General features: G+C 68.1%; 18 protein-coding genes and 1 tRNA gene. 15 read left to right on the top strand and 4 right to left on the bottom strand.

The window, feature by feature from the left end; genetic code table 11:
• Nucleotides 1-918: an AurF N-oxygenase family protein gene (locus IM689_RS07665; protein ID WP_129664843.1), complete on the bottom strand. Its 918-nt coding sequence runs from the start codon at nucleotides 916-918 to the stop codon at nucleotides 1-3.
• A 147-nt stretch (nucleotides 919-1,065) separates the two neighbouring features.
• On the opposite strand from IM689_RS07665, the gene IM689_RS07660 reads away from it, so the two are divergent.
• The 3 genes from IM689_RS07660 (at nucleotide 1,066) to IM689_RS07650 (ending at nucleotide 2,995) form a co-directional block, all read left to right on the top strand.
• A tRNA-Pro gene (locus tag IM689_RS07660) sits at nucleotides 1,066-1,142 on the top strand.
• Nucleotides 1,143-1,212: 70 nt separating this feature from the next.
• Nucleotides 1,213-1,521 (top strand): PIN domain-containing protein, encoded by a 309-nt coding sequence (locus tag IM689_RS07655; protein ID WP_129664845.1) that lies wholly within the window; start codon nucleotides 1,213-1,215, stop codon nucleotides 1,519-1,521.
• A 4-nt stretch (nucleotides 1,522-1,525) separates the two neighbouring features.
• Nucleotides 1,526-2,995, top strand: a complete 1,470-nt coding sequence (locus IM689_RS07650) for a class I SAM-dependent DNA methyltransferase (RefSeq protein WP_193643520.1) — start codon at nucleotides 1,526-1,528, stop codon at nucleotides 2,993-2,995.
• Here the strand turns inward: IM689_RS07650 and IM689_RS07645 are convergent.
• A complete protein-coding gene (locus tag IM689_RS07645; protein WP_165357915.1) occupies nucleotides 2,992-3,156 on the bottom strand; it encodes a hypothetical protein in 165 nt (54 codons plus the stop codon). The genes IM689_RS07650 and IM689_RS07645 overlap by 4 nt on opposite strands.
• 85 nt (nucleotides 3,157-3,241) lie before the next feature.
• Here IM689_RS07645 and IM689_RS07640 point away from each other — a divergent pair, with 85 nt between their 5' ends.
• The 4 genes from IM689_RS07640 (at nucleotide 3,242) to IM689_RS07625 (ending at nucleotide 7,055) form a co-directional block, all read left to right on the top strand.
• Complete coding sequence (locus tag IM689_RS07640; RefSeq protein WP_129664849.1) at nucleotides 3,242-3,436, top strand: helix-turn-helix transcriptional regulator; 195 nt, start codon at nucleotides 3,242-3,244, stop codon at nucleotides 3,434-3,436.
• 204 nt (nucleotides 3,437-3,640) lie between these two features.
• On the top strand, nucleotides 3,641-4,714 hold the full coding sequence (locus IM689_RS07635; protein WP_129664851.1) for an ABC-three component system protein: 1,074 nt from the start codon (nucleotides 3,641-3,643) through the stop codon (nucleotides 4,712-4,714).
• Complete coding sequence (locus IM689_RS07630; RefSeq protein ID WP_129664853.1) at nucleotides 4,711-5,181, top strand: ABC-three component system middle component 2; 471 nt, start codon at nucleotides 4,711-4,713, stop codon at nucleotides 5,179-5,181. The genes IM689_RS07635 and IM689_RS07630 overlap by 4 nt, the downstream gene beginning before the upstream one ends.
• Nucleotides 5,182-5,183: 2 nt before the next feature.
• A complete protein-coding gene (locus IM689_RS07625; RefSeq protein ID WP_129664855.1) occupies nucleotides 5,184-7,055 on the top strand; it encodes an SMC family protein in 1,872 nt (623 codons plus the stop codon).
• A 64-nt stretch (nucleotides 7,056-7,119) separates the two neighbouring features.
• On the opposite strand, the gene IM689_RS07620 is transcribed toward IM689_RS07625, so the two are convergent.
• Complete coding sequence (locus IM689_RS07620; protein WP_193643519.1) at nucleotides 7,120-8,232, bottom strand: tyrosine-type recombinase/integrase; 1,113 nt, start codon at nucleotides 8,230-8,232, stop codon at nucleotides 7,120-7,122.
• A gap of 371 nt (nucleotides 8,233-8,603) precedes the next feature.
• Here IM689_RS07620 and IM689_RS07615 point away from each other — a divergent pair, with 371 nt between their 5' ends.
• From IM689_RS07615 to IM689_RS07580, 8 genes are all read left to right on the top strand, one after another.
• Nucleotides 8,604-9,590, top strand: a complete 987-nt coding sequence (locus tag IM689_RS07615) for a cytochrome c oxidase assembly protein (protein WP_165357916.1) — start codon at nucleotides 8,604-8,606, stop codon at nucleotides 9,588-9,590.
• 75 nt (nucleotides 9,591-9,665) lie between these two features.
• On the top strand, nucleotides 9,666-10,859 hold the full coding sequence (locus IM689_RS07610; protein ID WP_165357917.1) for an alpha/beta hydrolase: 1,194 nt from the start codon (nucleotides 9,666-9,668) through the stop codon (nucleotides 10,857-10,859).
• A 171-nt stretch (nucleotides 10,860-11,030) separates the two neighbouring features.
• On the top strand, nucleotides 11,031-11,132 hold the full coding sequence (gene kdpF, locus IM689_RS07605; protein WP_197079011.1) for a K(+)-transporting ATPase subunit F: 102 nt from the start codon (nucleotides 11,031-11,033) through the stop codon (nucleotides 11,130-11,132).
• A gap of 11 nt (nucleotides 11,133-11,143) precedes the next feature.
• Nucleotides 11,144-12,781, top strand: coding sequence for a potassium-transporting ATPase subunit KdpA (gene kdpA / locus IM689_RS07600; RefSeq protein WP_129664863.1), 1,638 nt, complete (start codon nucleotides 11,144-11,146; stop codon nucleotides 12,779-12,781).
• Complete coding sequence (gene kdpB / locus IM689_RS07595; RefSeq protein ID WP_038569586.1) at nucleotides 12,778-14,793, top strand: potassium-transporting ATPase subunit KdpB; 2,016 nt, start codon at nucleotides 12,778-12,780, stop codon at nucleotides 14,791-14,793. Before kdpA ends, kdpB begins: the two co-directional genes overlap by 4 nt.
• A 1-nt stretch (nucleotide 14,794) precedes the next feature.
• A complete protein-coding gene (kdpC, locus tag IM689_RS07590; protein ID WP_144694304.1) occupies nucleotides 14,795-15,367 on the top strand; it encodes a potassium-transporting ATPase subunit KdpC in 573 nt (190 codons plus the stop codon).
• Nucleotides 15,368-15,404: 37 nt separating this feature from the next.
• Nucleotides 15,405-18,044 (top strand): ATP-binding protein, encoded by a 2,640-nt coding sequence (locus tag IM689_RS07585; RefSeq protein WP_193643518.1) that lies wholly within the window; start codon nucleotides 15,405-15,407, stop codon nucleotides 18,042-18,044.
• Nucleotides 18,041-18,718, top strand: a complete 678-nt coding sequence (locus IM689_RS07580; RefSeq protein WP_193643517.1) for a response regulator — start codon at nucleotides 18,041-18,043, stop codon at nucleotides 18,716-18,718. Before IM689_RS07585 ends, IM689_RS07580 begins: the two co-directional genes overlap by 4 nt.
• Before the next feature lie 18 nt (nucleotides 18,719-18,736).
• On the opposite strand, the gene IM689_RS07570 is transcribed toward IM689_RS07580, so the two are convergent.
• Nucleotides 18,737-19,882 (bottom strand): metallophosphoesterase, encoded by a 1,146-nt coding sequence (locus IM689_RS07570; protein WP_227484587.1) that lies wholly within the window; start codon nucleotides 19,880-19,882, stop codon nucleotides 18,737-18,739.
• Nucleotides 19,883-19,904: the final 22 nt, after the last annotated feature.

The raw sequence follows: 19,904 nt of genomic DNA, 5'->3' as shown, positions 1-19,904 counted from the left end.
TCAGATGACGTGGATGCGCTGGTAGATGCGCACGGCGCGCGGCGTGAGGAGGCCGCACTCGTCGAGGAAGTCGACGAGGTGGGTGCACGACGAGCGCAGCATCGAGTGGAAGTGCGTGTTGGCCTTGGCTTCGCGGACGGCGCGGGCCGGGTCGAGGCCGGCGTCGGCGTAGGCCTGCGGGCTGATGAGGGAGCGGACGATGAAGTACGCGACGGTGGCGATGAGGTTGCCGGACGCGCGACGTCGGGCGGCGCTCGCGTTGGCCAGGGACGCACGCATCTCCTCGCGTGCGAAGTGCATATGGCGCGATTCCTCGAGCACGTGGATCTCGTTGACCTTGCGCACGAGCGGCAGCACGCGCTCGTCGGCCATGACGCCGCGCTGCAGGACGTCGAGGATCTCCTCGGCGACGAGGATCGAGCCGTACGCCCACTCGCCGCCCGCGACCTGGCTGAGCAGGCGCGAGAGGTGCTGCACGTGGGCGGGTGGGTAGTAGCTGGTGCCGGTGATGCGCTCGGAGGCGCGCGCGAACATGATCGAGTGACGGCACTCGTCGGCGATCTCGGTGAGGGTCCACTGGAACTCGGCGTCGTGGTAGCGGCCGAGGAACTGGTCGCGCAGCATCATTTGCTGGAGCACCATCTCGAACCAGATGCCCATGCTCATGACGGAGGCGGCCTCGTGACGCGTGAGGCGCACCTGTTGTTCGGGCGTGAGCTCGTTCCAGTAGTCGGTGCCGAACAGCGAGCTCCACTCGGGCGAGAAGCCGTGCTTTTCGGCGTCCAGGGGCGCGTCCCAGTCGATGGCGACGAGCGGGTCGAAGCTCTTGATCTCGGCGCTGCGCAGGAGGCGTTCACCCACTTCGGTGGGGCCCGTGTCGACGCGGGACGTGTGCGGCGACTGCAGTTGTGCGGTCATCGTGAATCACCTCGGGTGCGGGAGCCGATCTGGATGTGATGCCGGTTACGTCACCGTAGCCTATGGCGGATTCGCGTGCTCCGATTCGCCCATGTACAGTGTGGTGTCGCTGCCGAACGTGTTCGGTGGCGACAATGACGACAGTCGCGGGGTGTGGCGCAGCTTGGTAGCGCGCGTCGTTCGGGACGACGAGGTCGCAGGTTCAAATCCTGTCACCCCGACCAGATAGAAAACCGGCTCTGACCTGCGGAAACGCAGTCAGGGCCGGTTTTGCTTTGCCCCTCGCGGGCATAAGTGGGGCACAACGGCACCGGCTGCGGACAGGAAAGACGATTCGGCGCCCTCTCCCGAGGCTGGGGTCCGGCCAAGATCGCCGACCTCCACGCCAACTTCGGCAGGACGCCGACTCTGCCTGTCACGCCGGAAACCGTCCTCGCGTTCGCGACCTTGCGCGACGCGTGCAAGTGCAGCGGCCATCCGCTCGCCGACAAGCAACACATGGGCGATGCGTGGGTCGCAGCCACGGCGATTTCATATGATCTGCCACTGCTGGCCGGCGACGGCATCTACACCGACGCACCGAAGGTCCGCCTCCTGGAGTAGAGCAATGACTGACTCGCGCCGCTTGGTCGACAAGCTCTGGTCATACTGCGACGTCCTGCGCGACGACGGCGTCGGCGTCATCGAATACACCGAGCAACTGACGTACCTTCTGTTCCTAAAGATGGCGCACGAGCGGGCCACCCGGAAGCTGCGGCCGGAGCAGATCGTGCCCGAGGAGTACTCGTGGCAGAAGCTGCTCGACGCCCAAGGTGACCAGCTCGAGTTCGAGTACACCCGCATCCTCGTCGGCCTCGCCCGCGAGGACGGTGTCATCGGCACGATCTTCCGCAAGGCGCAGAACCGCATCCAGGACCCAGCGAAGCTGCGCAGGCTCGTCGTCGACCTGATCGACAAGGAGAACTGGTCGCAGTCTGGCACCGACATCAAGGGCGACGCGTACGAGGAACTGCTGTCCAAGGGTGCGTCGGACAAGGGGTCCGGGGCTGGTCAGTACTTCACCCCTCGGGCTCTGATCCAGGCGATCGTCGACGTCATCCGGCCCACCGTCGCCGACACGGTCGTCGACCCGGCGTGCGGCACCGGCGGTTTCCTCCTGGTGGCTCATGACCACGCTGCGCGCGGCGCCGAGTCGATGACACCGAGGCAGCGCGACCACCTGCGCGACGGGTTCGCCTCGGGATACGAACTCGTCGACGGCACAGCACGATTGGCCGCGATGAACCTCCTGCTCCATGGCATGGGCGCTTCGAACGGTGACTCACTGATCGAGGTGCGCGACTCACTCATCGCCGACCCGGGCCGACGCTGGTCGGTCGTGCTCTCCAACCCGCCGTTCGGTCGCAAGTCATCGGTGACGATGGTCGGCGCCGACGGCCGAGAGGTCCGGGAGGATCGCGAGATCGAACGTCAGGACTTCGTCGCGACCACGAGCAACAAGCAGCTCAACTTCGTCCAGCACATCGCGACGATCCTCGACACAAACGGACGCGCGGCGGTGGTGCTGCCTGACAACGTGCTCTTCGAGGGTGGCGCCGGCGAGACGAGCCGCCGCAAGCTGCTCGCCGACTTCGACCTGCACACGATGCTGCGGCTACCGACCGGGATCTTCTACGCCCAGGGCGTGAAGGCCAACGTGCTCTTCTTCGACAAGAAGGTCGCCCGCCCCGGGCAACCGTGGACTGAGCGGCTCTGGGTCTACGACCTGCGCACCAACAAGCACTTCACACTGAAGCAGAACCCGCTGCGCCGTGCGGACCTCGAGGAGTTCGTTGAGGCGTACACGGCGGCTGAGCGCGTCGAGTCCGAGCGCTGGAAGCCATTCACGTACGACGAGATCGTCGCCCGCGACAAGGCCAACCTCGACATCACCTGGCTGAAGGACGACTCACTCGAAGACCTCGACAACCTGCCGTCGCCGGACATCATCGCTCGCGAGATTGTCGAAGACCTCATGGCCGCGCTGGCCGAGTTCGAAGCAGTAGCAACGGCTTTGGAGGAACAGCTGCGCGGCTAGTACTCCTGACCGTCAGCAATCCGCCTGATCCAGTCGGGCACCGATTGCCCGCTCTTCGCGCTGGCGGCGATGTAGACGCGCGCTGCGGCGACCTTGTTCGCACGGGATACGGCTGCCCGCCATGGCGTGAGCACCGGGCTCAATTTTGCGCGGCCCGTCATGTGTCCTCCTGGCGGTCCAAGTCCACTCCATGATCTTCGTTCCCGTGTCTGACCGCCAGCGGCGCGATCTGACCTTCGGGAACGTATGACGAACACTCTCAAGCCCCGCCGCCAGTTCGAATCCCTCGCCGACGCTGCCGAGCGGACCGGCCTCAGCATCCGCACCCTCCGCAAGCGAATCGCTGTCGGGGAGTTGCCCGCCTACCGCAGCGGGCCACGTGTTCTGCGGGTTGACCCTGCCGACGTGGATCGCCTCATGGTTCTGGTTCCGACCGCGTAGCTGAGGCGGCCGGACGCCGTGAATCGGCCTAGGACACGTCCTACCGCCCAGATAAACGCGACCACAAAGGATCGCGAGCTTGCGGTCGGGCGCGGCGATCGGCGCGAACATCCCGCGCGGCGGCACGCGTTCCTCTAAAGTGCTGAACCGACAACGGTTGATGACACGAAAGGGTGCTACGGGGTGTCGGCTTCGCCTGCAGGGGTGGTCCTCTCAGATCTACCCGAGCCCGCAGCCTGCCCACCGCTCATTCTCGCTGGACCGCCGGTTCCGCCTGCTCATCGCATCTTCTTCTACTCCAGCGGCGAGTGGGAGGAGTTCATCAAGGAATGGGCCCTCGGCCTAGACGAGACCTACGTCCAGGTCAAGCGGCTCGGCGGCGGTGGCGACGAAGGCATTGATGTCGCCGGGTTCAAGTCCGACCAACAGTTGGAAGGGCCGTGGGACTGCTTCCAAGGCAAGCACTACGCCGGTCCGATTGGGCCCTCAGACGCGTGGCCGGAAATCCTCAAGGTCTTCCTGCATGTGGTCGCCAGCGACTACGTCATGCCCGACACATACAGGTTTCTCGCGCCGAAGGGTTGCAGCACCACGCTGAACCGGTTGCTAAGCAAGCCGTCGAAACTGCGAAAGAGGTTTCTCGAAGCAGTGGCGGACGGCCGGTCCTTGGTGAAGGGCATCGACGCGGAGACGTTGGGCCGAGTGCGTGGCCTGGCGCAGGAGACCGACTTCTCGATGTTTAGGTCGGTGGAACTGCACGAGGCCCTTGACACGCACAAGAAGACCCCGCACTACGTGGCGCGCTTTGGCGGTGCCCACCTGCCGGCGCCCTCGCCGTTCCCTGAGCCGCCAGATGAGTTCGGAGAGCATGAAGTCACCTACATCTCGGAGTTGCGCAAGGTCTATGCCGAGGGCTGCGCGGATGACCTCTCCAACGCGAACAACTTCGGGGGGCACCCGACATTCGGCGAGCATTTCAAACGGCAGAGGTATTCGTTCTACGCCGCCGAGTCCGTTCGGATGGACGCGCGCGACGCGGTGCCCGACGGCACCTTCGAGAGACTTCAGGATGACGTTTATGACGGCGTGATTGAGACTGCCGCGGCGCAGCACGACTCGCGCATGAAGCGTCTGACGGCGGTGCTTGAGCACTCGACGGTGGTCGACTTGAGCTCGCATCCCTTGGTGTCGTGGGCTGCTCCGCAGGCCCGGAGAGGCATCTGCCACCAGTTAGCCAACGACGAACGCCTGACCTGGACCCCAAAGGAGCAGTCGTGAAGCCGCTCAACAGCCCTCTCGATGTCGGCCTGCGGGTGCTGATGTTGCTACAGGAGGCCTTCCCGCAGCACTTGGACCTGAATCAGCTTGTTCTTCTCGACCACTCCTTGCTGCACAGTGCCGATCTTGGGGGTCCGGAAAGCCTTCATCCGGCCGTCCCAATTCGTGCCGGCGAACTCGGCATCAAGCGTGAGGCGATCGAGGCGGGCTTGGAGGTCATGGTTCGGGCCGGGCTCGCGCAGGCTGGCGTGGGTGACGGCGGTATCGAGTTCTGGGCCAGCGAGTCAGCGGACGGATTCACCAACCTGCTGGAGACGGAGTACGCGAGCCAGCTGCACTCCCGCGCCGCTTGGGTCGTCGCCCATTTCGCCACGCTTGACGAGCAGTCGCTCCGATCGGCGCTGTCGTCGGTCGCGAAGCACTGGTCGGAAGAGTTCACGCGGGTTGCCGAGGAAGAGTTGTACTGACAATGCTCCAGCTGAGACTCCTTCACCTGACCTTCATCGGTAAGAACGTAGAGCCCGCGAGCGTCGCGTTCGGCCCGGCAGTGACGCTCGTGCGTGGCCCGTCGGACACCGGCAAGTCGTTCATCGTCGACGCCATCGACTTCATGCTGGGCGCGAACGCGCTAAAGGAGATTCCCGAACGCGAGGACTACTCGACGGTGCTGCTTGGGCTTGAGTTGCCGGACACGACCGTAGTCACCCTGAGCCGGTCGGTCGACGGCGGCAACTTCGGCGTTTATTACTCAGATGTGCGCGAGGGTCCGCTCGGTGTTCCAGACGACACGTTGGCGGCGAAGCACAACCCGGTTGCGCTAGGAAACGTCTCTCGGTACCTGCTGAACGCTATCGGGCTGGACGGGCGCAAGGTTCGCAAGAATGCGCGGAACGAGACGGACAGCCTGAGTTTTCGCAACGTCGCCCACCTGTGCGTAGTTGATGAGACTCAGATGCAAGCCGAAGTGCCGCCAGCGCTGACCGGCAGTTACGTTACGAAGACGAAGGAGATGTCCGTCCTGAAGGTATTCCTTCAGGACGAGGATGACTCAAGTCTGATTCCGGTTGAGTCGAAGTCTGAGTTGGCGAAGCTCAGCAACGCCAAAGTCGACGTTGTTGACCGGCTACTCCGTGAGCTTGAGGCGCAACTATCCGATACGCCTGTGGCCTCTGACCTGCGCGACCAGCTAGCCAGGCTCAACGTCTCGATTGACCAGCAGAGCGGCTCCGTTAGCCAACTGGTTGAGCGCCGTGCCACCGTGACGAAACAGCTTGGTGACCAGCAGAGGCAGTTTGCCGCATACGAGGCAGAGTGGGGCGACGCGAACGCGCTCAAGAACCGATTCGACATCCTGAGTGAGCGGTACGCCTCTGACCTCGCCCGCCTCGCCACGGTGCGAGAGACCGGCATGCTGCTCGGCTACTTCACGGCCGGTACCTGCGTCTTCTGCGGTGCCGAGCCCGCGAACCAACATAAGAACACCGCTTGTGAGGGAGACACGACTAGCTTCGGTGCCGCGGTCGATGAGCAGGCCCGCCGCACTCGTGTACTTGCTGACGACCTTCAAGCCACAATTGCCGATGTTAACGACCGGCGTCAGGAACTCCGACAACTCGCCAGGCGGTCGGACGCGTCGCGCAAGGAACTCGAGGCGAGCCTGGTCGAACTCGAGGAGTCGCTGGCCTCGGACAACAGCGAGCTCAAGGATCTCGTCGGCAAGCGGGCATCCATCGAGCGGTTCTTGAGCCTGTATGACCAGGTGGAGGCGCTTGAGAAGATGAAGCGCATCGTCGTGGACGAGTCCACCGCTGAGACGGCTGCTGTTGCGGCGAGCGTGAGCCTGCGGGCCCAGCGCGAGTTCTCGGCCGAGTTGGCAAAGCGCCTCGCAGCGTGGGGATTCCCCACGCCGAACGATGTGCGCTACGACGCGTCGTCGCAGGATGTCGTGGCAGGAGACCAGCTGAGATCGTCACACGGTAAGGGCGTTCGTGCCATCCTTCACGCTGCGTTCACGCTGAGCCTGGCGAAGTACTGCACCGACCGGGAAATTCCGCACCCAGGTTTCGTGGTGCTTGACACGCCGGTGCTGACCTACCGGCCACCGGACCAAGACCCTTTGGCCGACGGCGAGCCGCCTCGACACGTGGTCGATGGGTTCTATCGCGATATCCAGCGGCAGGCGACAGGTCAGGTCATCGTCATGGAGAACACCGACCCGACCGAGCCGCTGGACGACCAGACGGTAGAGATCGTCTTCACGGCCAAGGAGCACGGCAGGTACGGGTTCTTCCCGGTTGACGGACTCCGAGGTGCGAAGCGGCACAGCGACCCGCGCGCCTGAATCACAAGCCGCGTCATTTCGCCGCGTGTGAGACGAGCCACGTGAGACGGCCTCGCCGACTGGCTCAGTATCCAGCCAGTTCCGACAGCTTCTTCGCGATTTCGGCGTCCCGCCCGCGCGCCACGTGCTGGTACCGGCTGGCTGCATCCGCGCTGAGGTGACCAAGACGGTCTTGGGTCTCCTTGCCCGTCGCGCCCGCCATCGCAGCCAGGACGGCTCCGGTGTGCCGAAGGTCATGGACTCGCATGGTCGACCGGCCCACAGCGTTGCGTGCCTTGATCCAGTGGCGGCGAACGGTGTTCGAGCCCACCTGACGATTGGGGTCCTTGATCGCGTGGAACAGCAGACCGTCCGGCCCTCGCGCAGCAAACTGCTCGATGTGCGCAGCGACGAGCTCAACCATGTGCGGCGGCATCGTCACGCTCCGTCCAAGGCCGTTCTTCGGCGGCCCGACGATCGGCTCCCCGCCGTCCCAGACGACTGCGCGACGCACATGGATTACGCCGCTCGCGAGGTCGATATCTCTGCGCCGCAACTCGGACAGTTCGCCGAACCGAAGTCCACACCACGCGGCGACGAGAACGAACGCGTGATACCGCTGCGGCATCTCAGCCATGAGCGCCTTGATCTCCGCAGGAGTGGCGGGGTCGATCGTGATCTGCCGTTTCGTGACGCCGGCGCTTCGGATGTCGCACGGGTTCCGCGCGAGGATGTCGTCGCGCACCGCTTCGTTGAGGATCGTGCGCAACAGGGAGTACACATGCGCGCGCTGGGTCGGGTGTTTGGGGTCCAGTCCGCTGTGCCAGGTGCGGACGACAGCGGGCGAGATGTCCCGAAGGGACATCTCGCCGAAAGCGGGCAGGAGGAAGCGGTCGAGCTGGCTGCGGTACAGCGCTCGAGTGCGGGTCTTGATGTCGCGCTGCTCGAGCCAGGTCTCGGCGTACGGCGCGAACGCCTCGGTCGTGCGCTTCACCTTCGCCCGTCGAGACTTCGCCGGCGACCACTCGTCGTTCTGGATGAGCCGCCGCTCGGCAGCCAGCCAGCCCTCGGCGTCCGCCTTGGTCTGGAACGTCGACGGCGCACGATGGAAAGCATGATCAGGAAACATGTAGTAGGCCTGGAAGTGGCCGTTCGACCGCTTGCGGATCGTCCCGAAGTCGCCCTTGGCCCGTGCCATCAGCGGCCGCCCGCGGACACATTTGGACATAACGCGGGCATAATTTGTGGTTCGCCGTGTCCTCTTGTGCCCATGACTCTCACGCGTTAGCGTGTACAGCGCCGCAGGTCAGACGCCTACGGTGCAGATCAGAGCTAAGCGCAAATCTGTCGAGTGAACAGTTCAAATCCTGTCACCCCGACCAGCGTCAGCAAGGCCCTCATCGGTTCGCCGATGGGGGCCTTCGCCGTACCCGTCCGAATGCGGGCCCAGCCGTGTGCGTCGTGGCCGCAGTGCGCAGTTGCCCGATCCCGAGGAGACGCGAGCGCGTTCGAAACCGCCGCCGAGGCGAGTTCACCGCCCTCCCAGCCGACGCGCGCACAATGCCCGCTGTGAACGAACTTCATGCCTCGTCATGGCTGACCGACTGGCGACCGGGCTCATGGGGCACCCTCTTCGTCGCAGTCGTGACGATCGGCTACGTCGCCGCCTGGATCCGCGCACGCCGACGCGGACGAGCGAACGTCTCGTGGCTCGCGTGGTTCCTGACGTTCGGTGCCGGCGGCCTCGCCTACACGCTGTGCGGCCCCGTTGAGGTGTGGTCGACGCGACTCATGTGGGTGTTCGCGCTGCAGGTCGCGCTGCTCGTCGCCGTCATCCCGACCGGCTTCGCGCTCGCGCGCCCCGTCGACGTCATCGAGGGCGCGACGGGGTCGACGGCGCTGCGTCGGATGCTCGGCGGCCGCCTCGGACGGGCGCTCATGTACCCGTTCGTCAGCTCGATCCTCGCGATGGTGAGCGTCATCGTCGTCTTCTTCACGCCCTACGGCCAGGCCGCGCTCGACTCCACGCCGATGCGCATCGTGCTCACCGTGCACCTGCTGGTCGTCGGGGTCACCGTCGTGCTGCCCCTGCTCGCCGGTGATCTGCTGCCCTCGTGGGCCGGCCCCGGCGTGCGCGTCCTGCTCGCCTGCGTCGACGGCCTGTTCGACGCGATCCCCGGCATCCTCGTCATGACGCATCACGACCTGCTCATGCCGCACTTCCCCGGCTTCGCCGCGTCCGCCGCCACCTACCGCGGCGACATGTCCGCCTCGCTCGATCAGAAGTTCGCCGGCGGAGCGCTGCTCGCCGTCGCCGAAAGTGTCGGGCTGCCCCTGCTCGCAGCCGTCTTCATCGAGTGGATGCGCGCCGACCGCGCGAGCGCCCGCCGCGCCGACGCCGAACTCGACGCCCAGTACGGCGACGGCCCCGGCACGACGACGCCGTGGTGGATCACCGCGGCGCCCGCCACGTCCGAGGGCGGCGCCGACGCGACCCCCACCTCCGAGGGCGAAACCGACGTCCCACCCGATCGAGCGTCGACGCCCTCGAGGTGACGCACACCACGATTCGGAGCGTTCTCCCAGCGTGGCTCACGGGCAATTCCCCGGATGAGTCCTTACCCTTCCTCCATGGGGTTGAACGGGACGTGGCTACCGATCGTGCTCGGCTGTGCCGCGGCGCTCGTTCTCCTCGTCATCGTCCGGGGACGCTCGTGGGGGCGCAAGCCGTGGATGCAGGCGCTGTCGCGCCTCGGCCTGACGGCACTGTTCACGACGCTCGTGCTCGCGCTCGTCGGTGCCCTGTTCAACAACGAGTACGCGTTCTACACGAGTTGGGGTGACCTGCTCGGCGACTCGCCCGAGGACACACCGCGTCACTACGGCGCGCCGACGCCGGCGCCGGCCCTCGATCAGCAGGCCCCCTCGGCGAGCGCCACCCCGACGGCGCCGACGACGCCGCAGGCCCTGCCCGCGCTGCCGCAGCCGGGTCAGCGCCTGCAGAAGTACGAGATCCCGGGCCCGAAGAACGCGGACGGGCGCCCGACCGCGTCGCGCAAGGTGTACGTCCAGCTGCCCGTGGGGTACGACCCGCACTCCGCGACGCGTCACCCCGTCATCGTCGCGATGCACGGGCTGCCGGGCAGCCCCGAGTCGTACAGCAAGCTCGACCACTTCTACGCGCGCCTCGACAAGGCCGTCAGCGACCGCCGCATCGCCGCGCCCATCGTCGTCGTGCCGCAGCTCAACCGCACCCCCGACGACGACACCGAGTGCATCGACAACCCGCACGGCCTGCAGACCGAGACGTGGCTCGCCTCGACGCTGCCGACGTGGGTGAAACACACCTTCGCCGTCGCGCCCGGGCGCGGGTCGTGGGCGACGTGGGGGTACTCCCGCGGCGGATGGTGCGCCTCGATGTTGACGATGAAGCACCCCGCGACGTTCGGCGCCGCCGTCGCCTACCAGGGCTACTTCCGTCCCCAGTTCGACGGCCACCCGCCGTTTCCCCCCAACTCGCCGCAGGCGCGCAGCTACGACCTCATCGCCCTGGAGAAGGCCAACCCCGTGCCCGTGTCGCTGTGGCTGTTCGCCTCCGACGCCGACAAGGTGAGCTACCCCTCCGTCAAGGAGTTCCTCACCGTGGTGAAGCGGCCCACCGACGTCACGGCGCGCATCGCGCAGGGCGGCGGCCACCGCCTGTCGGTGTGGACGCGCAAGATCCCGCGCTCGTTCGACTGGCTCGCCCAGGTGCAGCCCGGGTTCGCGCCGAGCTCGACGTTCCACCCACAGGGCAAGAGCCGCCTCGTCGACGGCTCGAGCTGAGGACGCCCGCTCACCCGGGCCAGGCGCCCGGAACGCCTCCGGACGGCCGGCGGCGCTGAGCACGCCCTCGCGAGCGCGCCTGCGGAGACAACCTGCGGAAAGAACCCGCGTAAAGAACGCGTCAAGACGCGACAAGGCGACCTCAAGACGAGCGGTGCGCCGCCTGGGCGGTTGCACGCTCGATCCATGATCGAAATCGTCATCGCGGGCATCATCGCCCTCGCACTGCTGGGGTACCTGCTGTACGCCCTCATCCGGCCCGAGAAGTTCTGAGGGCCGCGCACATGAACGTCACTCTTCAGGCGATCTGCATGATCGCCACCATCGCGCTGCTGCTGGCGTTCATCCACGTGCCGCTCGGCACCTGGATGTACCGCTGCTTCACGGACGAGCGTGACTGGGCGCCGGAGCGCCTCATCTACCGCGCCGTCGGCGTCGACCCGCGCGTCGAGCAGGGCTGGCGCACGTACGCGATCGCCAGCGTCATGTTCGGCGTCGCGTCCGTCGTGCTGCTGTTCGCGCTCATCATGGCGCAGGGCGTCCTGCCCTGGGGCCTGGGGCGCAGCCAGGACTGGCACACGGCCTTCAACACGGCCGTGTCGTTCACGACGAACACGAACTGGCAGAGCTACGGCGGTGAGTCGGGCGCCGGGTACACCGTCCAGATGGCCGGCCTGACCGTGCAGAACTTCGTCTCCGCCGCGACGGGCATCGCCGTCGCCGTCGCCCTGTGCCGCGCGATCGCGCGCAGCAACGCCGCGACGATCGGCAACTTCTGGGTCGACCTCGTGCGCAGCTGCACCCGCATCCTGCTGCCCATCGCGTTCGTCGGCGCGCTCGTGCTCGTCGCGGGCGGCGTCATCCAGAACCTCAGCAGCCCGCACGACGTGACGACGCTCGTCGGCGGCAGCCAGACGATCCAGGGCGGCCCCGTCGCCTCCCAGGAGGTCATCAAGCTGCTCGGCACGAACGGCGGCGGATTCTTCAACGCGAACTCGGCGCACCCGCTCGAGAACCCGAACGGGTGGACGAACCTGTTCGAGATCCTCCTCGTGCTCGCGATCCCCTTCTCCCTGCCGTGGATGTACGGCCTCATGGTCGGCGACCGGCGTCAGGGCGCCGTGTTCACGACGGCCATGGGCGCCCTGTTCACCCTGAGCGCCGGCCTCGGCATCTGGGCCGAGACGAGCGGTGCGCTCGGCTCGATGGAAGGCAAGGAGCAACGCTTCGGCATCGTCGGATCGGTACTGTTCGGCACCGCGACGACGGGCACCTCGACCGGCGCCGTCAACATGATGCACGACTCGATGAGCCCCCTCGGCGGCGGCCTCATGATGCTCAACATGATGCTCGGCGAGGTCTCGCCCGGCGGCGTCGGCACCGGCCTGTACAACATCATCATCTTCGCGCTGCTCACCGTCTTCATCGCCGGCCTCATGGTCGGGCGCACGCCCGAACTGCTCGGCAAGGCCATCGGCCGCCGCGAGATCACGTACGCGGCGCTCGCCGTCGTCGTCATGCCCGCGCTCGTGCTGGTGTTCACCGCCGCCGGCGTCGTGTTGCCCGTCGCGAAGGACGCCCTGCTCAACCACGGCCCGCACGGCCTCAGCGAGATGATGTACGCCTACACGTCGGCGTCGAACAACAACGGTTCCGCCTTCGCGGGCCTGTCGGCCGACCAGCCTTACCTCAACCTCACGCTCGCGGCGTGCATGTTCCTCGGACGCTTCCTGCCGATCGTGCTCGTGCTCGCCGTCGCCGGCGCGCTCGTCTCGCAGCAGCGACGCCCCGCCACGGCCGGCACGATGCCGACCCACGGGCCCGTCTTCACCAGTCTGCTCGTCGGCATCATCGTCATCGTCGCCGGGCTGACCTTCTTCCCCTCACTCGCTCTCGGCCCGATCGCGGAGGCCCTCTCGTGAACGCATCACTCGCCCGTACGGCTCTCGAATCGGCGCCGGACGCCCTGCGCAAGCTCGACCCGCGCCACCTCGTGCGCACCCCCGTCATCTTCGTCGTCTGGGTGGGCTCGGTGCTCACGACGGTGCTGTCGATCATGCACCCGTCGGTGTTCTCGATCTCCGTCACGATCTGGCTGTGGCTGACGATCCTGTTCGCCAACCTCGCCGAGGCCATCGCCGAAGGGCGCGGCAAGGCACAGGCCGACACGCTGCGTCAGACCCGCGTCGACTCGATCGCCCGCCGCCTCATGCCGCACGGCGGCGAGGAGCGCGTACCCGGCACCGAACTGCGCGTCGGTGACCGTGTCGTCGTCGAGGCCGGCGAGGTCATCCCCGGTGACGGCGACGTCGTCGACGGCGTCGCGACGGTCGACGAGTCGGCCATCACCGGTGAGTCGGCGCCCGTCATCCGCGAATCGGGTGGCGATCGCTGCGCCGTCACCGGTGGCACGACGGTGCTGTCGGACCGCATTGTCGTCGAGATCACGAGCAAGCCCGGTGAGACGTTCATCGACCGGATGATCGCGCTCGTCGAGGGCGCCGAGCGGCAGAAGACGCCGAACGAGATCGCCCTCGGCATCCTGCTGACGACGCTGACGATCATCTTCGTCCTCGCCGTCATGGCGATCTGGCCGATGGCGAGCTACTCGGGCCACGACATGTCGCTCGTCGTCCTCGTCGCGCTGCTCGTCTGCCTCATCCCGACGACGATCGGGGCCCTGCTGTCCGCCATCGGCATCGCCGGCATGGACCGTCTCGTGCAGCACAACGTGCTCGCGATGTCGGGACGCGCCGTCGAGGCCGCCGGTGACGTCTCGACGCTGCTGCTCGACAAGACCGGCACGATCACCTACGGCAACCGCCGCGCCGGTGACGTCGTCCCCGTCGAGGGTGTCTCGCGCGAGGACCTCGTGCGCGCCGCGTGCCTGTCGTCGCTCGCCGACGAGACGCCCGAGGGTCGCTCGATCGTCGAATACGCTGCGGCAGAAGGGTTCACGGCGACCGAGATCCCCGACGTCGTCACCGTTCCGTTCACCGCGCAGACCCGCATGTCCGGTATCGACCTGCCCGACGGCAGCGCCATCCGCAAGGGCGCCGGCTCGGCCGTCGCCGCGTGGGTGCACGAGCTGGGCGGCCACATGGCGCACGACATCGACGCACGCGTGGAGGCGATCAGCCAGGCCGGCGGCACGCCGCTCGTCGTCGCCGAGCGTGACGCCGACGGCACCGCCCGCATGCTCGGCGTCATCCACCTCAAGGACGTCGTCAAGCCCGGCATGGCCGAGCGTTTCGCGCAGATGCGCGAGATGGGCATCCGCACCGTCATGATCACGGGCGACAACCCGCTGACGGCCGCCGCGATCGCGAAGGAGGCGGGGGTCGACGACTTCCTCGCCGAGGCGACGCCCGAGGACAAGATGCGCCTCATCAAGGCCGAGCAGGAAGGCGGGCGTCTCGTCGCGATGACCGGCGACGGCACGAACGACGCGCCCGCCCTCGCGCAGGCCGACGTCGGCGTCGCGATGAACACGGGCACATCGGCGGCGAAGGAGGCCGGCAACATGGTCGACCTCGACTCCGACCCGACGAAGCTCATCGACGTCGTCGCCATCGGCAAGCAACTGCTCATCACCCGCGGAGCGCTGACGACGTTCTCGATCGCCAACGACGTCGCGAAGTACTTCGCGATCATCCCCGCGATGTTCGTCGTCATCTTCCCGGGCCTCAGCAAGCTCAACATCATGCACCTGCACAGCCCCGAGTCGGCGATGCTGTCGGCGGTCATCTTCAACGCCCTCGTCATCGTCGCGCTCATCCCGCTCTCGCTCAAGGGCGTGGCGTACCGATCGCTCGGTGCCGCCGCGATGCTGCGCCGCAACCTGCTCGTCTACGGCGTCGGCGGCGTCATCGCGCCCTTCGTCGGCATCAAGCTCATCGACCTCGTCCTGTCCGTCATCCCGGGAGTGAAGTGACATGTTCGTTCTCCGTCAGAGTTGGGCCGCGCTGCGTGCGCTCCTCGTCCTCACCGTCGTCCTCGGCATCGCCTACCCGCTGCTCGTCACGGGCGCGGCGCGGGCGATGCCGGCCCGGGCGGACGGCTCGATCGTCCGCACCGAGGGCCGCGAGGTGGGTTCCAGCCTCATCGGCCAGCCCACGAGCGACGCGAAGTGGTTCGCGGCGCGCCCGTCCGCCGTCGACGCCCCCGGCGCCGAGAGCGGCGGCTCGAACCTCGGCCAGAACGCCGACGAGCAGAAGAAGGCGATCGCCGAGCGTCGCACGGCGCTGACGAAGGCCAACCCGAACGCGAAGGGTCCGATCCCGGACGACGCGCTGACCGCGAGCGGCAGCGGCGTCGACCCGGACATCAGCGTCGTCTACGCCCGCTGGCAGGCACCACGGATCGCCGAGGCCCGCGGGATGAGCGTCGCCGACGTCGAGAAGATCATCGACGCCCACATCGAGAAGCCGGCCCTGGGCTACCTCGGCGGCAAACGGGTGAACGTGCTCGACCTGAACGTCGGACTCGCGCAACGCGCCGCTCGCTGAGCGGGCGGAAACCGCGACGGCAGAAGAAGATGGACGCATGACACGAGGCACGCTGCGCATCTACCTCGGCGCGGCCCCCGGCGTCGGCAAGACCATGGCGATGCTCGCCGAGGGCCGACGCCGGGCCGAGCGGGGGACGGACGTCGTCGTCGGTTTCTGCGAGAACCACGGGCGCACCGCGACGGCCGCCGCGCTCGAGGGCCTCGAGGTCATGCCGCGACTGCGGCGCGAATTCCGGGGCGCGATGCTCGAGGAGATGGACCTCGACGCCGTGCTCCGGCGCGCGCCGCAGGTCGCGCTCGTCGACGAACTCGCGCACACCAACGTGCCGGGCGGGCGCCACGAGAAGCGGTGGCAGGACGTCGAGGACCTGCTCGCGGCGGGCATCGACGTCGTCTCCACCGTCAACATCCAGCACCTCGAATCGCTCAACGACGCGGCGTTCGCCATCACCGGCGTGCTGCAGCGCGAGACGGTGCCGGACGTCGTCGTCCGGCGCGCCGAGCAGGTCGAACTCATCGACATGGCGCCCGAGGCGCTGCGACGACGGATGGCGCACGGCAACGTCTACAAGCCGGAGAAGGTCGACGCGGCGCTCGCCAACTACTTCCGCCAGGGCAACCTGACGGCGCTGCGTGAACTGGCCCTGCTGTGGCTCGCCGACCGCGTCGAGGAGAGCCTGACGGCCTACCGCAGCGACCACGACATCGTCGGTACGTGGCCGACACGTCACCGCGTCGTCGTCGCCCTCTCCGGTGGGCGCGAGGGCGCGACGCTGCTGCGCCGCGCCGCCCGCATGGCCGCGCGCGGCAGCGGCGGCGAGATGCACGCCGTCTTCGTCGTGCGCGACGACGGCCTGCGCACCGCCGAGGCCGACGTCGTCAGCGGTCTGCGACGCCTCACCGAGGAACTCGGCGGGACGTTCCACACCGTCAGCGGGCCGGACGCGGCCGAGGCCGTCCTGCACTACGCGCGCGGCGTCAACGCCGACCAGATCGTCGTCGGCCTCAGCCGGCGCTCGCGGGCCCAGGCGATGCTGCGACCCGGCACGGGTGAGCGCATCATCGCCGGCTCGGGCGAGGACATCGACGTCCACGTCGTCACGCACGAGCTCGCGCACGTGGGCTCGTCGCCGACCGAACGTGAGGGGTTGTCGACGCGCCGCGTCCGGCTCGGCTTCCTCACCTCGGTGACCGCCCCTGCGCTGTTGAGCGCCCTGCTCGTGCCGCTGCGCTCCGGCGTCGGGTTGCCGCTCATCGTGCAGCTGTACCTGCTGCTCACCGTTGTCGTCGCGCTCATCGGCGGGATGGCGCCCGCGATCACGGCCGGCGTGCTGTCGTCCCTGCTCATCAACTGGTTCTTCACCCCACCCATCGGCACGCTGACGATCTCCGACCCGCAGAACGTCGTCGCGCTCGTGCTCTTCGTCGTCATCGGCGCCGCCGTCTCGCTCGTCGTCCACGCGAGCGCCCGCCGGGCCGCCGACGTCAGCGCCTCGCACCAGGAGGCGACGGCGCTCGCCGAACTCAGCCACACGATGCTGTCCTCCGCCGACCAGTTCGCGCTGCTGCTCACGCGCTCGCTCGAGATGTTCGACCAGGACGCGGCGGCCGTAGTGCGCACCCGCGGGCCGGGTCGCAGCGTCATCGCCTCGACGGACGGCTACAGCGACGTCGCCGCGCAGGCGCTACCGCGCGAGAAGACGACGGTCGAGCGCATCGACGACGAGCACGACCTCGTCCTCGTGGGGCGCCCCGTCCCCGCCGAGCGGCAGCGGCTGCTGGGGGCGTACGCGATGCACGCGGCGGCCGTGCTGCACCGTCGAGCGCTGCTCGACCTCGCCGAGTCGGCCGACACCCTCGCGCGCGACAACAAGGCGCGCACCGCGCTGCTGTCCGCCGTCTCCCACGATTTGCGCACGCCCCTGGCCGGCATCAAGGCCGCCGTCGGCAGCCTGCGCAGCGGCGAGGTGACGTTCTCGCCGGAGGACCAGGCGGAACTGCTCGAAGCCGTCGAGACGTCGGCCGATCGCCTCGATGCGCTCATCGGCAACCTGCTCGACGCCTCACGGCTGCAGACCGGCGCGCTCGTCGCGAACCCGCGCGAGATCGACCTCGCCGAGGTCGTCACACCCGCGGTGCGCGCCCTCGAGACACCCGATCGCGTCACCTGGCACCTCGACGACGCCGCGCGCCACGTCGTCGCCGACCCCGGCCTGCTCGACCGCGTCCTCGCGAACGTCCTCGAGAACGCCCTGCGTCACGGCGGCAGCGACGGCGTCGTCGTGACGACGAGTGCGCTCGGCCCGCGCGTCGAACTACGCGTCGCCGACCACGGCCCCGGCATCCCCGACGAGGCGCGCGAAGAGATATTCCGGCCTTTCCAGCGCTACGGCGACGCACCCGCGGGTGACGGCATCGGGCTCGGTCTCGCCGTCGCGCGCGGCCTGACGGAGGCAATGGGCGGCATGCTGGAGGCGGAGACCACTCCCGGTGGAGGTGTCACGATGGTCATCGTCCTGCCGGCCGTGGCGAACGCAGCGGGTGCGACGAGCGAGGCCGAGCCCGGCGCTGAATCGGAACCCGAGTCGGCGCCCGAGGCCCGGCCCCAGGACGCTGAGGCCGACCAGCCGGTCGATACCCGGTTCGCAGACGCAACCACGCGCGGTGACTCATGAATGAACGAGTGCTCGTCGTCGACGACGACCCGACGATCGCGCGGACGCTGCGCATCAACCTCAAGGCGCGCGGCTTGGACGTCGAGACCGTCGGGTGCGGCCTCGATGCGCTCAGCACGTGCGCAGACGCGATGCCCGACCTCGTCGTCCTCGACCTCGGCCTGCCCGACCTCGACGGCGTCGAGGTGCTGCGCCGACTGCGTCAGAGCTCGAGCGTGCCTGTCATCGTGCTGTCGGCTCGTCAGGAAGCCGATGACAAGGTCGAGGCGCTCGACGAGGGTGCCGACGACTACGTGACGAAACCGTTCGGCATCGAGGAGCTCATGGCGCGCGTGCGGGCCGCGCTGCGGCGAGGCGGCGCCGAACCGTCCGGCCCGGCGCCCGTCGTCACCGCGGACTTCTCGCTCGACTTCACGACGTACGAGGCGAGCGGGCCGACGGGGGCCGTCCACCTCACGCCGACGGAATGGCGCCTGCTCGCCGAACTCGCGCGCCACCGCGGGCGCGTCGTGCCGCACGAGCAACTGCTGCGCGCCGTGTGGGGGCCGCAGTACGGGCGCGAGTCGAACTACCTGCGCGTCTACTGCGGGCAGCTGCGTCGCAAGCTCGAACCCGAACCGTCCCGCCCGCGCTGGATCGTCACCGAACCCGGCATCGGCTATGTGCTGCGCTGACGCGCCGCGCAGGGCTCGTCAGTGCGCCTTCGCCGTCAGCGTGATGAGTGTCGCCTCGGGACGGCAGGCGAAGCGCACGGGCGTGTACTTGTTGTGTCCGAGCCCGGCGGAGACGTGCAGCCACGCCGCGTCGTCGGGCGCGGCGGACGACGGCAGCGCGGTGCGGCGCCGTTCGCGCGCCGTAGCCTCCGAGCGCGAGACCGAGTCGTTGTGCACGCGGTGGGCGTCGAGGACGTCGAAGCGCTCGCCGATCTCGGCGGCGGAGTCGAGGGGCGAGCCGCCCGGTGCGAGCGCACCCGGCCCGATCGGCACGGCCCGCGTCGAGTCGACGCCGGACGCGCCGGGCCACCAGCGCGAGACGCCCTTGACGCGCGAGGTGTCGAGGTCGCAGTTCGTCACGAGCGCGCCGTGGAACGGCACGCACAGCTGCCCGCCGTGCGTGTGACCGGCGATGACGGCGTCCGCGCCGTCGGCCGTCATCGCGTCGAGCACGCGCGTGTACGGCGCGTGGACGACGCCGATCGTCGCGGCCACCTCACCTCGGCGCGACGCGGCCTCGTCGGCGACCTGCGCGTAGTCGTCGTACTCAAGATGCGGATCGTCGACGCCGACGAGTTCGAGCGGAACCCCCGCCACCTCGACTCGCTCGCGTCGATGGGTGAGGTCGAGCCATCCGCCCCCGGTGAACCCGGAACGCAGCGGCTCGACATCGAACCTGCCCACGCCCATCTCCTCGCCCTTCGCGTGCGAGTCGTCGAAGTAGCGCAGCGGGTTCTTCAGCTTCGGGTAGAAGTAGTCGTTCGAGCCGAAGACGAACGCGCCGGGGAACGCCATGAGCGGTTCCATCGCGCGCAGCGCCGATGGGATGGCGTCCTCGTCACTGAGGTTGTCACCGGTGTTGATGACGAAGTCGGGCTCCAGACGGGCCAGCTCGCGCACCCACTGAATACGTCGCTCCTGACGCGGCACGATGTGAAGGTCGCTCACGTGCAGCACCCGTAGCGGAGCACTGCCGGGCGCGAGCACCGGCATCTCGAACCGGCGCAACGCGTACCAGTTGCGCTCGACGAGCGTGCCCCACGCGAGTGCCCCGACGCCTGCGGCCACCGCGCCTGCGGCGGTGCGGAGGGCGGCGTTCGAGGTCGAGGGGCGGTGAAAACTCATGCCGGGATTCTCTCACCGGGGT

It is taken from the genome of Dermacoccus barathri (genome assembly GCF_015070805.1).
GTDB lineage: Bacteria > Actinomycetota > Actinomycetes > Actinomycetales > Dermatophilaceae > Dermacoccus > Dermacoccus abyssi.
The sequence above is the reverse complement of the archived record's forward strand: the minus strand, read 5'-3'. Positions and strand labels throughout refer to the sequence as shown.